Below are 15,161 nucleotides of genomic sequence, written 5' to 3' on the forward strand. Positions count from 1 at the left end.
TCTTGGTCATGCGTTCTCTCTCTGTTGTCAACCAAGCCTTGGCGTACTAGATCGCTAAGGTGTATATCACCATGTGCGAAACCGCGCGAAGCTCGTTAACTTGGAGATAAGCGAACCGTTACCGGCCCTTGTCCGGCGAGCGACGTCCACAAAGGGAGCCGACGGAATCCGCCCGGTTCAGACGACCAGGGGAACACCCAATGCGGCACAAGTGGACATAAGCCGTTTTTGTAACGGCTCCGTGTCCGGCCCACCAGTGTTCTCAAGGATCCTCAGGCCGCGCAACCCAGCCGCGGCCGCCTCGGCGCGCGAGCCCGTCTCTGCCAGAACATCAGCAAACACCGCGAGTGCTCCCACGAGTGCCCGCCAGTCGCTGATCCTGGCAGCCACCGTCACTGCCTGCCGCGAATCCACGAGGGCTTCTGCCTGCGCCCCCGAGAGCCTATGGACGTCCGCTTGGATGGTGAGTGCCTCGCAGCGGACCTTCTCGTCACCGGTGAGAGCACAAGCGGCGAGAGCCTGCTCGCAGTGGTGGGCGGCGGATGCCGTCTCGCCCATCCCCAGGTAGAGATCCGCCAGGCTGTGATGAGTGCGCCCCTGACCGCCGGCCGAACCGAGCCGCTGAAACAGTTCCAACGCCCGCAGATAGGACGTCACCGCAAGGTCGGGATTGCCCTGTCGCCTGTGGACATCACCCAGACGATGCAGGATGGCTGCCTCGCCGGCCCGGTCCGAGGCGCGCTGGCACAGATCGAGGGTACGCATATAGAGCGGTAGAGCCTGCCCGGTGTGTCCGGTCTCCAGGAGAGCTGTGGCCAGCGCATGTGAGCTGATCGCCTCGTACTGCTCCTGACCGGTCTCCAGCGCCAGGTGCAGTGCGGCCGTCGCGGCGTCCCGAGCTTGTGCGTAGCGGCGCTCCGCCAGGTGCACTGCGCCGACATTGAGCAAGTGGCCTATTTCCGCGGCTACGTGCCCGTCCCGGCGCGCGGCGGCAACCGCGATCTCGTTCAACTCGAGCAGGCCGTCCAGGCGGCCGCTGCGAAGGAAGATCTGATGAATGGTGCCTTGGATCTGCCAGGCCAAGCGGTGAAGTCCAGATTCTGCGGCTGCGCGGGTGGCGGCAGCAAGGTTGTCCCGCTCCCGCTCACACCAACGCAGCGCATCGACCGTGCCGGTGAAGCTCATCGCGGGTCGGTCGCGGAGCGCCGGGAGGTCGTGCACCGGTGGCGACTCGGGCAGGAGCACCGTCGAGGCGTGTACCGCTGAGAACAGGTACCACTCCAGGGCCCGGACCAAAGCCGCGGTGCTCTCGACGGGACCATCTTCGACCGAGGCGCAATTCCGCGCGTAACTTCGAAGGAGATCCAGGAAGCGATAGTGCCGGACTGTGTCGTGATTGATGAGATGCGCCTGGGCCAGGCTGTTCAGTCGGGCCTCGGTGACGTCCGGTTCGGTGCCTGCCATGACCGCGGCGACCTCTACGCCGATGCTGGGGCCGGGATGTCCGGCCAGCCGGCGGAAGAGCACTGCCACCTCGGCCGGCAGTGCGCGGTACGACCAGGAGAAAATCGAGTGCAGGCTGACCTGCTCCCGATCGCTCACCGGGTCCAGGAGGCGGCGGCTCAACTCGTCGGCGAGGTCCGTGACGGCGGCCCGGGGACGCGCCGTCACGTGTTCGCCGATGATCCGCAAGGCGACGGGCAGGCCATTGGCGGCTTGGGCCAGCCGCACCAGGGCCTCCGGTTCCTGGATCGAACGGGGCTTGCCGATCAGCCGGGTGAGCAGAACAAGCGAGTCCTCGATCGGCAGCGGCTCGACGGTGATGACCGTGGCGGTGAGCTGCACGGTGAGCCGGCTGAGCCGATGCCGGCTGGTGATCAGCGTGACACAGCCGGGCGCGGCCGGGATCAACGGCTGGACCTGGTCACAGTTGTGCACGTCGTCAAGCAGGACGAGGACGCGCCGGCCGTTGAGGAGCCGGTTGAACAGGGCCTGCCGTTGGTCCGTCTCCGGTGGGATCGCGGTCGCCGGCACGTCCAGCGCATCCAGGAAGCGGGCCAGCGCGGCGTGCGGGTCAACCGGCGTCGATGAGCTGTAGGTGCCCATGTCCATGTGCAGTTGGCCGTCCGGGAAAAGATGGAGACGCTGCTGTGCCCAGTAGAGCGCGAGGGCGGTCTTGCCGACACCGGGTGTGCCGTCGATGACGATCACGTTCCCCGATGATCCGGCCGGCTCGGTGAGCGCGTCGAGCTCGCGCAGCGTGTCGGCCCGGCCGGTGAAGTTCTTGATGCTGCTGGGAAGCTGGTTCGGGCGGACCTCGGGAACGGGCGTCGCCGCTGAACCGCCCAGGATGGCAGCGAGGTTGATCTCGGGTTCGGCGTGGGTGGTCCGGCGGAAGCGCGGGCGGAACGCCGCGAAGTAGCGTCTCGCCTCGTCGGACCGGCCCACGGCATGCAGGGCGGTGATCCAGAGCCGGGCAAGCGTCTCATCCCGATCGTGATCGTGGATCAGGCGCTCCAGTTGTCCCAGCGCCGATTCTGGCCGGCCGGTGTGCAGCAGAGCCTCGGCGAGGAGCTTGCGGGCGGTCAGGAATTCGTCGCCGAGTTCGCTTCGCAGCGTCGCCGCCCGGATCCCACGGATGTCCGGTAGCGGCTCGCCCCGCCATAATTTGAGCGCGTCCTGCAATGTGGCGACGGCCGCCGCGTACCGGCTCTGCTGGATCTGTTGCCGCGCTCGCAGAACCAGGGACCGAAACAGATGAATATCGACGGTGAGAGGATTCACGTGCAGTCGGTATGCATTGGCCGGGCGGATCAGTTCCAACGCCTCGGGCATGTCCAAGCGGTCGAACATCGTCCGCAACCGACTCACCAAGGAGTAGACGATCGGGCGCCGGTCCGTGCGGGAACGGTCCTGCCACAGGTACTCGAGCAGCGTATCCATCTTGACGGGATCGTCGGCGTGGAGCAACAGGAGGCTCAGCAGGCCGCGTTCCTTGGCTGCGCCGAGCCGGACCGGAACGCCGTTCTTGATCAGGGCGGTGCGGCCCAGAATCATGAATTCCACCGATGCCTCCTGTCCCCCGACAAACACCGTCGCTGCGAGTGTCAGCCGTCGACGCGGTTCAGCGCCAATGCGGGGTCTCCACATCGCGCGATAACGGGCAGTCGTTTGCGAGTGCGTGTGCAAGCCGGTTGCAATACTTCCGTCCAGGACGAACTGGTCCCGATTCTGCAGGCTGAACTCAGGAAATCCGCCGCGATCACCTGGGGGCAGTCGCATGGATCAAGAATGGTTGTCGGCACCGATAGGAATCGACGCTGACCGCTGGATATCGAGAGCCGGATGCCGCACCGTCCTGGTTGCGGTGCACTCTCTCGTCAGCTGTCACCGGCTGCTGGACGTCGTCGACCTGGTGGAGTCCGATGCCCGTGTGCAGGTCGTCTTCACGGTTGCACCGGATGTGTTCGCCAACGGTGTGCACGAGTTCCTGCGCGAGACCGGCGCACTTGTGGTCCCCTGGCGTCAGGCGATCAGGGAGCGGTTCGACCTCGCGCTGGCGGCAGCCTACGGGGGGATCCACGAGTTGCACGCACCGCTGGCCGTCATGGCTCACGGCGCGGGACACGGCAAACCGGTGCGCCCACCGGAGCACGGCGGCAACCTGGCAGCACAGACGATGACGTACGGGCTCGACCCGCAACGCCTTGTCCGCGACGGCCGGGTGTTGCCCCGAGCGCTGGTGCTGGCTCACGAGAACGAGCGGGCGATCCTGCGCCGCCAATGTCCGGACGCGATGCCTGCCGCGACCGTCGCCGGTGACATCTGCTTCGATCGGCTCGTCGCCAGTCGGGCCCGTCGTGACGCCTATCGCCACGCGATAGGCGTCGATGCGCACCGGAAGCTCGTCGTGATCAGCTCGACCTGGGGCCGGGAGGGAGCCTTCGGCGGTGTTCCCGACCTCCTGACCACCATCGTGGACGGACTGCCCGCCGACAGATTCCAAGTGCTTGCCCTGTTGCACCCGGCGGTCTGGGGAGCGCACGGCCGCCGCCAGGTGTGGGCCTGGACCCGCGACGCCCGCGCCGCCGGACTGCTGCTGCCGCAGCCCACTGACGACTGGCGGGCGTTCGTGGCGGCCGCCGACTACGTGATCGGTGACCACGGGTCGGTGAGCGCCTACGCGGCAGCGGCGGGGATTCCCGTACTGCGTCCTGCCGCCGGGCACCCCTCGATGACGGAAGGCTCGCCGCAGGATTTCGTGCTGCGTCATGCCGCGACGCTCGACGTGTCTCATCCGCTGAGCGCTCAGCTGGCATCCGCGCCCACGCCGAACCCGGCCCTTGCCGCCGAGCTGCTGACGTCGCGGCCCGGGGAGGCCAGCCGGCTGCTGCGTGACCTCGTCTACGGGCTGCTCGGCCTGCCCGCGACAGGACTGCACCGACAGGCCGATCCGGTTCAGGTGCCGTACTCATGACCGCCGGGGATCAGCCCCTGATCATCGTCGGGGAACTCGAACACCTCGCCACGTTGTCGCGGAGTGCACTGGCAGACGTTCTGGTGACCACTGCCGACCGGCACCGCCCGGACAAGCTTTACGACCGCCTGTTCACGGACTATCCGGGACTCGCCCTCGCGGTCGCGGTCGGCGATGGCGGGGCGGTGCACCTGGGCTCGAGGGATGGTCGCATGTTGCTGCTGGTATGCACCGGACGGCCGGTCTCACTGCACTCGGCGTGGTTACGGGCGCTCGCCTTCGCCCTGTACGCCGAGCTCGTCAGGCGTGCTCAATGACCGGCGGATGCGCTGGGCGGCTTGGTGATGCCGCTCAGCCTCCTTCTCATCACCTCGCAACCGCGCTATCTGCTCCAGCAGATCGATGGTCCGCGCCTCCTCATGGCGGGTTCCCAACCGGTGCATGCCGTCGGCCGCGCGGGTGGCCGCGACACCGGCCTCCCGCTCGTTCCCGGCTGCCAGGTGGGCGACGGCGAGCGCCTGCTCCACACGTACGCCGTTGTAGGGGTCGATCGCACCGGAGCGGGAGAAAATGGTGCGCGCCTCGTGCAACAGCGGAACAGCCTCCCCGGCGCGGCCGAGATCCGGTAGGACCAGACCCAGATTGATCAATGCCAGGCCGGCGCTGCGCTCGGCGCCGAGCTGCCGGTAAGCGTTCAGCACCGCCTCGAACAGGACCAGAGCTTCGCCGGTACGCCCGGAGTCGCGGTACAACGACGCCCGGGCCTCCTCGGCGTCGGCTATCCCCTGCCGGTCTCCGACGTCACCGAACCGGGCGGCGGCCTGCCGCAGGTGCCGCTCCGCCTCCGCGTGCTCGCCGCTTCGGGTCAGGGCCCGCCCGAGCCGCTTGAGCATGTCCGCCTCGGCGAAGATGTTGCCCCAGCGGCGGGCGGCCTCGAGACCGACCTCGTCGATGGATCGCCGGTCGCGGTAGTGCTTGCGGTACAACAGCAGAGGCCACATCACGTCGGAGAACTGCCAGGCCAGATCGGGCCAGTCGTGATCCAGAGCCAGCCGCCCGGCCGCGATGAGGTTGACGCGTTCGGTCTCCAGCCAGGCCAGCGCCGCGTCCCGGTTGGAGAACGACGGCACGTCCCGCACACGGGTGACCGGTGTATACGGCAGTCGGCGACGATAGGGCGTCAAGGCCAGGTCGGCGTTCCCTGCCGCCGCGAAGTACCACTCGAGGACTGTTCGGGTGGCACGGTCACGCTGTTCAGGACCCTCCTCCGCGATCAGCTGCCGTCTCGCGTACAGGAGAAGCAGGTCGTGCATGCGAAATCGTTCCTCCTCGACCTCCTCCAGAAGGCTCGCCTCCAGCAGCGCCTCGACGGCGCTCTCCGCAGCGTGCCCGAACGATTCGGCCGCGCCGGGTGCTGCGAGCAGCGCCGCGACTGGTCCCGGGCCGAACTCCGGTCCAGGGTTGACGGACAGCCGCCGGTAGAGCGTACGAATCTCAGGCTGGAGCATCCGGTAGGACAGATCGAACACCGCCTCCGTGCCGCTGAGCGGGCGGTGGCTGCTGTGCTGGTCTGAGAGCTCTCCGGCGACCTGCGCCAGTCGCAGCCGAGGCCGCCGGGCCAGTCGGGCGGTGACGACCGAGAGCGTGAGCGGCAGCCCCTCGCACAGCCGGGCCAGTTTCCCGGCTGCGGGGAGTTCCGCTGTGACCCGCGCTCTGCCGATGACCCGCGACATCAGCGCCACGGAGTCGTCGATGCTCAACGGGCCGACGTGGACGATGGCGGCGCCGTCCGGGATCAGCCCGGTCAGCTGGCTGCGGCTGGTGACCAGGACCAGGCTGGCAGGCGAGGCCGGGAGCAGCGCGCGTACCTGCGCGGCGCTGAGCGCGTTGTCCAGCACGATCAACATCGAACGGTCCGCGGTCCACGACCGGAAGAGCCCGGCGAGGGCGGGCAGGCTCGTCGGCAGCGTGGCAGGGTCGATGCCGACGGCGCGCAGAAAAAGCGTCAGGGCCTCGCCCGGGTCGACCGGATCCGCCTCACTGAATCCGTTGAGGTCGATGAAGAGCTGGCCGTCGGGATACCCGGTACGCAGGTCGTGCGCCCATCGACGGGCCAGGAACGTCTTGCCGGCGCCGCCGAGTCCGGTCAGCACGATCAGCACGTCTCCCCGCCGCCGCAGACGTTCGAGTTCGGCGATCTCCGCGTCCCGGCCGACGAGCACGGCGGGCGGGGCCACCAGTTGCCGCGGCACGACGGGCGGAGTAGCCGGGGTCGTATGGAAGTGCAGGCCACCGAGAATCGACCCGGCCTGCACCGACGGGCCGACCACCGTGCCGTGCACAGCGTTCTCCGTCTTCGCCGGGTCGGGTCCGCCCATCATCGTGTCCTTCCGATGCGTCGCTTCGCAGCGTCACGCCGTCAGAACGTGATGCCCCCGCTGATGTCGCGTGCCTGGACGACCTTCTCGGCCTCACCATCGAAGTTGTTCACGACGGAACCCCGGTCGGCGGCGGGCTGCCGCGTCGTCTCTCGCCACAGCGTGGACAGCCGTTCGGCAAAGGCGGGATCGTCGGCCATGACTCGGGCCAGCGCGGCCGACAGCGAGTCGATGTGCTCCTGGTCGCCCGGATGCTGCACGGCGGCTTCCAGCGCCTCGGCCTCGTCGCTCCCGGACCGGAATCGCTGGCGGATCAACTGATAGACGGACGTCAGAGCGCTCTTGCCGCCGGCAGTCAGCAGCGCCGCACCCTGTTCAGACAGTCCTCCGGCAAGTGCGCCAAGAAAATCCTCGGTCACAGCTGGCCCCCAAGCCCCTCCGAGGTACGTCGCCCTAAGTGTCAGCGGCATTACGGTGAGCATAGGTGAACACCGCAGATCTGTCTCGGTCGTCATACCGGCCTCTGCCACAATCACCAGGCCGAGCCAGTCCCAGTACGCTCGTCTCCGCGCCCCCGCTCACGCCACTGCCGCGCCGTTCGCCGTGCCCAGGAGAAGGATGTCGATGTGATCCTGTTCGATGACGCTGTCGCGACCCTCGACGGCTGGCAGGCCACTTCCGAAGCCGCGGATCTGGCCCGGAAGCGCACCCAAGAGTTGCTCGCCGCCGGCCCCGTCGCGATGACCCGGGCGCACCGGCCGGGTCACGTGACCGCCAGCGCCCTCATCGTCGACGAGCAGCGGCGGGTGCTGCTCTGTCTGCACGGCCGCCTGGGCATGTGGATGCAGGTCGGCGGCCACTGCGAGGCGACCGACGGCACGCTGGCGCAGGCCGCGCTCCGCGAGGCGACCGAGGAGTCCGGCATCGCCGGCCTGCGGCTGGACCCGGACCCGATCGACGTCGACATCCACCCGGTGCGCTGCGCGCCGGCCGCGGGCGAGCCGGTCGGGCCGACCCACCACTACGACGTGCGCTTCGTCGCCGTCTGCCCGCCGGGCGCGGTCGAGCAGATCAGCGACGAGTCGGCGGACCTGGCCTGGTTCACCGCGGACGCCCTGCCCAGCCCGATGGCCGACGGGGTCGTCCAGCAGCTCGCGCCGGCCTTCGCCCGGCTGGGGGCGCCCGGTCAGATGTAGTGCAGGTCGCCCTTGTTCTTGAGGTCGTCCACCAGGGACTTCACTTCCTGGGCGCGGTCGCGGGGGCAGACCAGCACCGCGTCCGGGGTGTCCACGATGATCAGGTCGCGGACCCCGAGGGCGGCCACCAGCCGGCCCGAGTTCGGCACCACGACCAGGTTCTCCGTCTCGCGCAGCAGCACCGACTGCTGGCCCGCGGCGTCCTTGCCGACCACCACGTTGCCGGCGTTGTCGGCGGCCAGCACCTCGCCGAGGGTGTGGAAGTCGCCGACGTCGTTCCAGCCGAAGTCGCCCGGCACCGTGCCGACCCGGCCCACCGTGGCCGCGCCTTCCATCACCGCGTAGTCGACCGAGATGCGTGGCAGCGTCGGCCAGACCTCACCCAGGACCTCCTCGCGGGACGCCGAGTCCCAGACCTGGGCGATCCGGGAGATGCCCGCGTGCAGCTGCGGCTGCTGGCGGGCCAGCTCGGCCAGGAAGACGTCCACCCGCCAGACGAACATGCCCGCGTTCCACAGGTAGTTGCCCGACTTGAGGTAGCTCTCGGCCAGCTCGTACGAGGGTTTCTCCTTGAACTCCTCGACCGCCAGCACCGCGCCCTCGCCGACCGGGCCGCCACACTGGACGTAGCCGTAGCCGGTCTCCGGGCGGGTCGGGGTGATGCCGAGGGTCATCAGCAGGCCCTGCCGGGCGCCCTGCATGGCCTGTTCGATCACGGCGATGAAACCCGGGCCGTCGGAGATCAGGTGATCCGCGGCGAACGAGCCCATCAGGGCCTCCGGGTCGCGGCGGGCGATCACCGCGGCGGCCAGCGCGATGGCGGCGCAGGAGTCGCGGGGGGACGGTTCGACGATGATGTTCTCGACCGGGACCGCGGCGAGCTGGCGGGACACCTCCGCCGCGTGCGCCACCCCGGTCACCACCAGCACCTTCTCCGGTGCGGCCAGCGGAGCCAGCCGCTCGACGGTCGCCTGGAGCAGCGACGCGTCCGTGCCGGTCAGCGGGTGCAGGAACTTCGGGTGACCGGCCCGGGAGAGGGGCCATAGACGAGTACCACTGCCACCCGCGGGGATGACGGCGTACAGCGTGCCCTGGTTCTCACTCATGCGCACGGAGTGTAACGATCACGCGTTACCGTTTGGGGTCGAACCCCTCATGCCGCCACCCTGTTCCAGGTGGCGACGTGCACCTCGGCGCTGGTCGACCAGCTGAACTCCTTGGCCCGGTCGAAGCCGGCCTTGGCCAGCGTCATCCGGCGGGGCTCGTCGTGCAGCAGGTCGGCGAGATCCTCGGCGATCCGGTCGGGGTCCTCGGTCGTGTACGCCACCGCGTCGCCGCCGACCTCGGGCAGCGACAGCCGCGGTGTGGTGAGCACCGGCGTGGCGCAGGCCATCGCCTCCAGGATCGGCAGCCCGAAGCCCTCGCCGAAGGACGGGTAGCAGGCGACCAGCGCGCCGCCGAGGAAGCCCGGCAGGTCCGCATACCGCAGGTAGCCCGGGCGCAGCAGGCGCAGGTGCGACGGCACCTCGGCCACCGCCCGGTCGATGTCGTCGTCGTGGCCCTGACCGCCGGCGATGACCAGGGCCGGCGGGTGCGGCCAGTCGGCCACCGCGCGGGCCCAGCCGCGGATCAGGTTGGGCACGTTCTTGCGCGGCTCCTTGGCGCCGAGGAAGGCGACGTATCCTGCATCGGTCAACCCCAGACGAGCCCGTACCCTGGCCTTTTCCTCCTCGGTGGGCGCGTGGAACGCGGTGTGGTCCACGCCGTGGTAGGCCACGTCGATGTGCGTCGGGTCGGCGTCGAGCAGCCGGATCAGCTCGTCGCGGGTCGCCTTGCTGGGCACGATCACCCGGGCGGCGCGGCGCAGCGAGGTCTTGATCGCGCTGCGGAAGAACGTGCGCTTGGTATTGTCGTAGTGCTCCGGCTCGGTGAAGAAAGTCGCGTCGTGCACCGTCACCGTCACCGGGCAGCCCGCGCGCAGCGGGCACGTGTAGAACGGCGAGTGCAGCACCTTCGCGCCGACCTGCTGGGCGAGCAGCGGCAGGCCGGTCTGCTCCCAGGCCAGCCGGGCCGGGCGGTGCGCCACCGCGGACGGGCCGGCGATGACCTCGGCGCCGGACAGCATCCGCGAGTAACGCTCCGCATCCGAGCGCTGCGCGACGACGGCCAGGTCGACACGCTCCGTCCCGATCGCGGCAAGGGCGCCCAGGAGGCCGTCGACGTATCTGCCGACACCACCCCGGTCGGCGGGGACGCTGGTGGCGTCGACGAGGACTCGGGGCGGACGACCGGCGGTCACGTGGCAACTCCTCGGGGGCTGTGGGCCAGACCACTGGCAAGGGTACGCCGCTCGATGGGTCCCGTGTCGACCGCGACACCGCAACACACCGCACCGTTACGAGTCGTTCGCCCGGCCACGCCGAGCCGAGATCGAACAGTCACCCAGCGTGAACGGACTATCGTCAGCACCGATGATTGAGACGATTCCGGCAGCCCTCGCGGCGGCCGTCCGCCGTGACCCCACCACCCCCCTGCTGACCTGGTACGACGACGCGACCGGCGACCGCACCGAGCTGTCCGGCGCCACGCTGGACAACTGGGTCGCCAAGACCGCGAACCTGCTGGTCGACGGGGTGGGCACAGGTTCCGGCGACTCGGTGGCCGTGCTGCTGCCGCCGCACTGGCAGACCGCCGCGGTGCTGCTCGGCGCCTGGTCGGCCGGCCTCGCCGCGGACCTGGGCCCGGACCCGCAGCCGGTGGAGGTGCTCTTCACCACTCCCGGGCACGTCGAGGTGGCGGCGGCCTGGTCCACCGGCGACCGGTACGCGACCGGCCTGCTCCCGCTCGCCGCCCCGCTGCGCCAGGTGCCGCCCGGCTTCATCGACTACACCGTGGAGGTGCGCGGCTTCGGCGACCGGTTCGTCGCCTCGGCGCCCGTCGGCGCGAACGACCGGGCGCTGGCCGGCCCGGTGGAGGAGAGCCACCTGTCGGTCTGCCGCACCGCCACCGAGCGCGCGGCCGAGCTGGGCATCAAGCCCGGCGACCGGGTGCTGGTGGACGCCCGCGCCTACCCGGACCCGGTGGACTGGCTGCTGGCCCCGCTGATCGCCGGCGCCAGCATCGTGCTCTGCGGCGACCTCGACCCCGCCAAGGTCGCGAGCCGGACCCGGTCAGAGCAGGTCACGCTCCTGCTGCCGTGACGCCGCCAGCCGCTCGAAGGCGGTCAGCGACTCCGGGTTGACCAGGGCGCCGGTGGCGGCGGCCCGGTCGGCCGGGGTGCCGGTGAGGATGCGCTTGACCGGCACCTCCAGCTTCTTCGCCGACAGCGTGCGCGGCACCGCGCGTACCTGATGGATCTCGTCGGGGACGTGCCGGGGCGAGAGCGCGGCACGCAGCTCGCGCCGGATCCGGTCGCGCAGCTCGTCGTCGAGCTCGGCGCCCTCGGTCAGCACCACGAAGAGCAGCAGCTCGTCCTGGCCACCGGCGTCCAGGTGCACCACGACCGAGTCGACGACGCCGGGCACGTTCTCCACCACCGTGTAGAACTCGGCGGTGCCCAGGCGCACGCCGCCGCGGTTGAGCGTGGCGTCGGACCGGCCGGTGATCACGCAGGTGCCGTCCTCGCCGATGGTGATCCAGTCGCCGTGCCGCCACACCCCCGGGTAGACGTCGAAGTACGCCTCGAAGTAGCGCCGGCCGTCCGGGTCGTTCCAGAAGCCGACCGGCATGCTCGGCATCGGCGCGGTGACCACCAGCTCACCGAGCTGCCCGAGCACCGGCTTGCCGTCGGAGTCGTACGCCTCCACCCGGGCACCCAGCGCCCGGCAGGAGATGACGCCCTCGATCACCGGCAGCAGCGGGGCGCCGCCGACGAAACCGGTGCACACGTCGGTGCCGCCGGACAGCGACTGCAGCTGCGGTCTGTCGCCGAGCGCCTCGTACACCCAGTGGAATCCCTCGGCCGGCAGCGGCGCACCGGTCGAGCCGACCCCGCGGATCGCGTTCGGCGGCGGCACCACGCCGGCCTTGCGGCAGGCCATCAGGAACGGCGCCGAGGTGCCGAAGTAGGTGATCCCCTGCTCGGCCGCGAGCCGCCACAGCGCGCCCAGGTCGGGGTGGCCGGGGTTGCCGTCGAAGAGCACGATCGCCGCGCCCACCGCCGGGCCGGAGATCAGGAAGTTCCACATCATCCAGCCGGTGGTGGTGAACCAGAAGAACCGGTCACCCGGGCCGAGGTCGTGGTGCAGCGCCAGCATCTTGAGGTGTTCGAGCAGGATGCCGCCGTGGCCGTGCACGATCGGCTTCGGCAGGCCGGTGGTGCCGGAGGAGTACAGCACGTAGAGCGGGTGGTCGAACGGCACGGCGGCGAAGGTCAGCGGGTCGTCGCCGTCCAGCTCGGCCCAGTCCCCGCCGCCGTGCAGGTAGCCGATGCTGATGAAGCGCTCGACGCTGGGCAGCGCGGCGCGGATCTCGGCGACCTCGGCGCGGCGGTCCACCGCCTTGTCGCCGTAGCGGTAGCCGTCGACCGCGACCAGCACCTTGGGCTCGATCTGGGTCCAGCGGTCGATGACGCTGCGGGAGCCGAACTCGGGCGCGCACGAGGAGAAGACCGCGCCGAGGCTCGCGGTCGCGAGCATCAGGACGTACGTCTCGGGGATGTTCGGCGCGTAGGCCGCGACCCGGTCGCCCGCGCCGACGCCGAGCCGGCGCAGCCCGGCGGCGACCCGGCGGACCTGGTCGCGCAGCTGCCGGGCGGTGAGCGTGACCGGCTCGCGGGTCTGCGAGTACGCGAGCACGACCGGATCGTCCTCGGCGAGTCCCGGCATCCGCAGCACGTGCTCGGCGTAGTTGAGCGTGGCGCCGGGGAACCAGCGCGCGCCCGGCATGGTGGCGTCGGGCAGCGTCGCGGTGGGCTCGGTGTGCGCGATGACGTCGAAGTAGTCCCAGACCGCCCGCCAGAAGCCGGCCAGGTCGGTCACCGACCACTGCCACAGCTCGGCGTAGTCGGCCGCCTCCACCCCGCGCTCGGCCCGCAGCCAGGTCAGGAACCGACCCATCCGGGACGTCTCCAGGACGTCGGCCGGCGGGGTCCACAGCACTGTGCCCGTCGTCATGCGCCTCACCTTAACCATCATTCAGCGGGAGCGGATCTCGCGTCCTGGATCGCCGCGCGGCGGGCCAGCCGGTGCTCGCGGCGGATGATCGCCTCCCGGAAGCGGCGCTCGTCGTCGGCGGACCCGGGCAGCACCGGCGGCACCGCGCGGGGATGACCGGAGACATCAACGGCGACGAAGACCAGGTACGCGGTCGCCACGGTCAGCGGCTCCCCGCCGGCGGTGTCCCAGCGCTCGGCGGTCAGCTTCACGCCGACCTCCATCGAGGTGCTGCCGGTCCAGTTCACCTGCGCGTACGCGTGCACGAGGTCACCGACCCGGACCGGCTCGACGAACACGATCTCGTCGATGGCGGCGGTGACGGCCGTGCCGCCGCTGTGCCGGGCCGCGGCGGCGCCGGCCACGTCGTCGACGAACTTCATCAGCACGCCGCCGTGCACCGTGCCGTACAGGTTGACGTCGGTGGCGTTCATGATCCGGCTGAGCGGCACCCGCGAGTGCGCGGTCGGACGTCCCACGGGATACTCACTCATGGCCGACACGTTACTTCCGCGCCGTTGCCGCAGGCGGGTACGGTCCGGGGCGTGCGCCATCTACGGTCGGTCCTCTATTCCCTCGTCCTCGCCCCGGCGGTCTGGATCCTGTGCGGGGTCGGCTTCGACCAGGACCTGACCGGACGGGCCCGGGACAACGGCGGCATCGAGTCGCTCTCCGGTGTCCTGCTGCTCCTGCTGGCCGGCGCCGCGTACGCGATCCTGCTCTTCTCCCCGATCTCCCCGGCCGGCCCGCTGCTGGCCGGCCTGGCTTTCGCCGGCGTCGGCGCGTGGGCCCGGATCGCCCCCGACTCGTACGCCGGCGTGTGGCCGGCGAACGTCGCCGAGGACGGCTTCGACCTGAGCACCCCCGGCTACGGCCTCGCGGTGCTGCTGGCGGTGCCGCTGCTGTGCGTGGCGCTGAGCGCCCGCCGGTGGCGCGGCTACGAGCCGCCGGAGATCCTGCTGATCGGCACGATCGGCCGGGCCCGGGTGGCCGGCACCCCGATGGCCGCGGAACGGACGACGTTCATCCCGCAGCAGCGCCCGGCGCCGGGCTTCGGCCCGCCGTCGGCGGACGCGACGCAGATCGTCCCGCCGCCCCGGCCGGCCGCGGGCCGCCCGCTGGACGACGGCGACGAGAAGACCACGGTGATGCAGTTCGGCCGCCCGGCAGCGCCGGCCCCCGCGCAGCGCCCCGGCGGCGACGAGCCGACCCAGTTCGTGGCGCAGGCCGCCGAGCCCGCCCGGTTCGTGCCGCCGGCCGACGAGCCGACGCAGTTCGTGCCGCCGGCCGACGAGCCGACGCAGTTCGTGCCGCCGGCCGACGAGCCGACGCAGTTCGTGCCGCCGGCCGCCGAGCCGGTGACCGAGGACCTCACCGCCGACGACACGACCCGGGACGTGGTGGCGGCCGGCGCCACGCCGGCTGCTCCCGCGGACGAGCCCACGGGCGACGTGACCGGGGATGAGACCACCCGGCTCGTGCTGCCGGCCGGGGACAACGCGCCGGCCGCCGACCACGGGGACGAACGCACCCAGCTGCTCACCCTGCCCAGGGCGGACGGCGCGGCGGATCCCGAGGGTCCGACGCAAACGGTCCGTACCGGCACGGTCGAGCCGCCCGGCGACCGCACCCAGCTGCTGACCTTCCCTGCGCCGGGCGCGCCGGCGACAGGCCCGGCCGCGGCTTCGGCGGCCATATTGATCGTGGGCGCGGAGCGGCCGGACCCGGGCGAGGACCCGACGACCCGGCTGACGCCGGCCGGACGGCCGAACGGCGAGGTGAGCCCCCGACCCACCCCGGAAGCCCATCCGGTGACGGTGTCCAGCCTCGAACGTCCCGCCGACGAAGCGGCCGACGACACCCGCCCGCTGACCCTGCCGACCCAGCGCCCACCGGCCGACGACGACACGACCCGCCACCTCTGAAGGCCGGGCCGGAGCCGATTGACCGTCCTGAT

12 protein-coding genes are annotated in these 15,161 nt (G+C 70.8%); 5 read left to right on the top strand and 7 right to left on the bottom strand.

Annotated features, from left to right (window positions below; translation table 11 throughout):
* Positions 1 to 177: 177 nt before the first annotated feature.
* Positions 178 to 3,057 carry a BTAD domain-containing putative transcriptional regulator gene (locus ACIBQZ_RS10775; RefSeq protein WP_396088397.1) on the bottom strand — a complete coding sequence of 960 codons (2,880 nt, stop codon included), beginning with the start codon at positions 3,055 to 3,057 and terminating at the stop codon, positions 178 to 180.
* A gap of 310 nt (positions 3,058 to 3,367) precedes the next feature.
* On the opposite strand from ACIBQZ_RS10775, the gene ACIBQZ_RS10780 reads away from it, so the two are divergent.
* Both ACIBQZ_RS10780 and ACIBQZ_RS10785 read left to right on the top strand, forming a co-directional pair.
* Complete coding sequence (locus ACIBQZ_RS10780; protein WP_396088333.1) at positions 3,368 to 4,477, top strand: hypothetical protein; 1,110 nt, start codon at positions 3,368 to 3,370, stop codon at positions 4,475 to 4,477.
* Positions 4,474 to 4,794 carry a hypothetical protein gene (locus tag ACIBQZ_RS10785; RefSeq protein ID WP_396088335.1) on the top strand — a complete coding sequence of 107 codons (321 nt, stop codon included), beginning with the start codon at positions 4,474 to 4,476 and terminating at the stop codon, positions 4,792 to 4,794. The genes ACIBQZ_RS10780 and ACIBQZ_RS10785 overlap by 4 nt, the downstream gene beginning before the upstream one ends.
* Here the strand turns inward: ACIBQZ_RS10785 and ACIBQZ_RS10790 are convergent.
* Entirely contained in the window at positions 4,741 to 6,819 is a 2,079-nt protein-coding gene (locus tag ACIBQZ_RS10790) for a tetratricopeptide repeat protein (protein ID WP_396088337.1), read from the bottom strand. The genes ACIBQZ_RS10785 and ACIBQZ_RS10790 overlap by 54 nt on opposite strands.
* A 77-nt stretch (positions 6,820 to 6,896) precedes the next feature.
* Complete coding sequence (locus tag ACIBQZ_RS10795) at positions 6,897 to 7,274, bottom strand: hypothetical protein (RefSeq protein WP_396088339.1); 378 nt, start codon at positions 7,272 to 7,274, stop codon at positions 6,897 to 6,899.
* Positions 7,275 to 7,481: 207 nt separating this feature from the next.
* Between ACIBQZ_RS10795 and ACIBQZ_RS10800 the strand changes: the two genes are divergently transcribed.
* Entirely contained in the window at positions 7,482 to 8,051 is a 570-nt protein-coding gene (locus ACIBQZ_RS10800) for an NUDIX hydrolase (RefSeq protein ID WP_396088340.1), read from the top strand.
* Here ACIBQZ_RS10800 and ACIBQZ_RS10805 read toward each other — a convergent pair.
* Both ACIBQZ_RS10805 and ACIBQZ_RS10810 read right to left on the bottom strand, forming a co-directional pair.
* The gene (locus ACIBQZ_RS10805) at positions 8,042 to 9,157 is read right to left on the bottom strand and encodes a mannose-1-phosphate guanylyltransferase (protein WP_396088341.1); all 1,116 of its coding nucleotides are present in this window, start codon (positions 9,155 to 9,157) and stop codon (positions 8,042 to 8,044) included. The genes ACIBQZ_RS10800 and ACIBQZ_RS10805 overlap by 10 nt on opposite strands.
* A 47-nt stretch (positions 9,158 to 9,204) precedes the next feature.
* Positions 9,205 to 10,350: a glycosyltransferase family 4 protein gene (locus ACIBQZ_RS10810; protein WP_396088342.1), complete on the bottom strand. Its 1,146-nt coding sequence runs from the start codon at positions 10,348 to 10,350 to the stop codon at positions 9,205 to 9,207.
* 172 nt (positions 10,351 to 10,522) lie between these two features.
* Between ACIBQZ_RS10810 and ACIBQZ_RS10815 the strand changes: the two genes are divergently transcribed.
* Positions 10,523 to 11,251: a TIGR03089 family protein gene (locus ACIBQZ_RS10815; protein ID WP_396088343.1), complete on the top strand. Its 729-nt coding sequence runs from the start codon at positions 10,523 to 10,525 to the stop codon at positions 11,249 to 11,251.
* Here ACIBQZ_RS10815 and ACIBQZ_RS10820 read toward each other — a convergent pair.
* Both ACIBQZ_RS10820 and ACIBQZ_RS10825 read right to left on the bottom strand, forming a co-directional pair.
* Positions 11,222 to 13,165, bottom strand: a complete 1,944-nt coding sequence (locus tag ACIBQZ_RS10820) for an acetoacetate--CoA ligase (protein WP_396088344.1) — start codon at positions 13,163 to 13,165, stop codon at positions 11,222 to 11,224. The two genes, ACIBQZ_RS10815 and ACIBQZ_RS10820, sit on opposite strands and share 30 nt — an antisense overlap.
* A gap of 17 nt (positions 13,166 to 13,182) precedes the next feature.
* On the bottom strand, positions 13,183 to 13,698 hold the full coding sequence (locus ACIBQZ_RS10825) for an acyl-CoA thioesterase (RefSeq protein ID WP_396088345.1): 516 nt from the start codon (positions 13,696 to 13,698) through the stop codon (positions 13,183 to 13,185).
* 51 nt (positions 13,699 to 13,749) lie between these two features.
* On the opposite strand from ACIBQZ_RS10825, the gene ACIBQZ_RS10830 reads away from it, so the two are divergent.
* Positions 13,750 to 15,129, top strand: a complete 1,380-nt coding sequence (locus ACIBQZ_RS10830; protein ID WP_396088346.1) for a hypothetical protein — start codon at positions 13,750 to 13,752, stop codon at positions 15,127 to 15,129.
* The last annotated feature ends 32 nt before the right edge of the window (positions 15,130 to 15,161 follow it).

Origin of the sequence: Actinoplanes sp. NPDC049599 (assembly GCF_044465625.1) — a bacterium.
Lineage (GTDB): Bacteria > Actinomycetota > Actinomycetes > Mycobacteriales > Micromonosporaceae > Actinoplanes.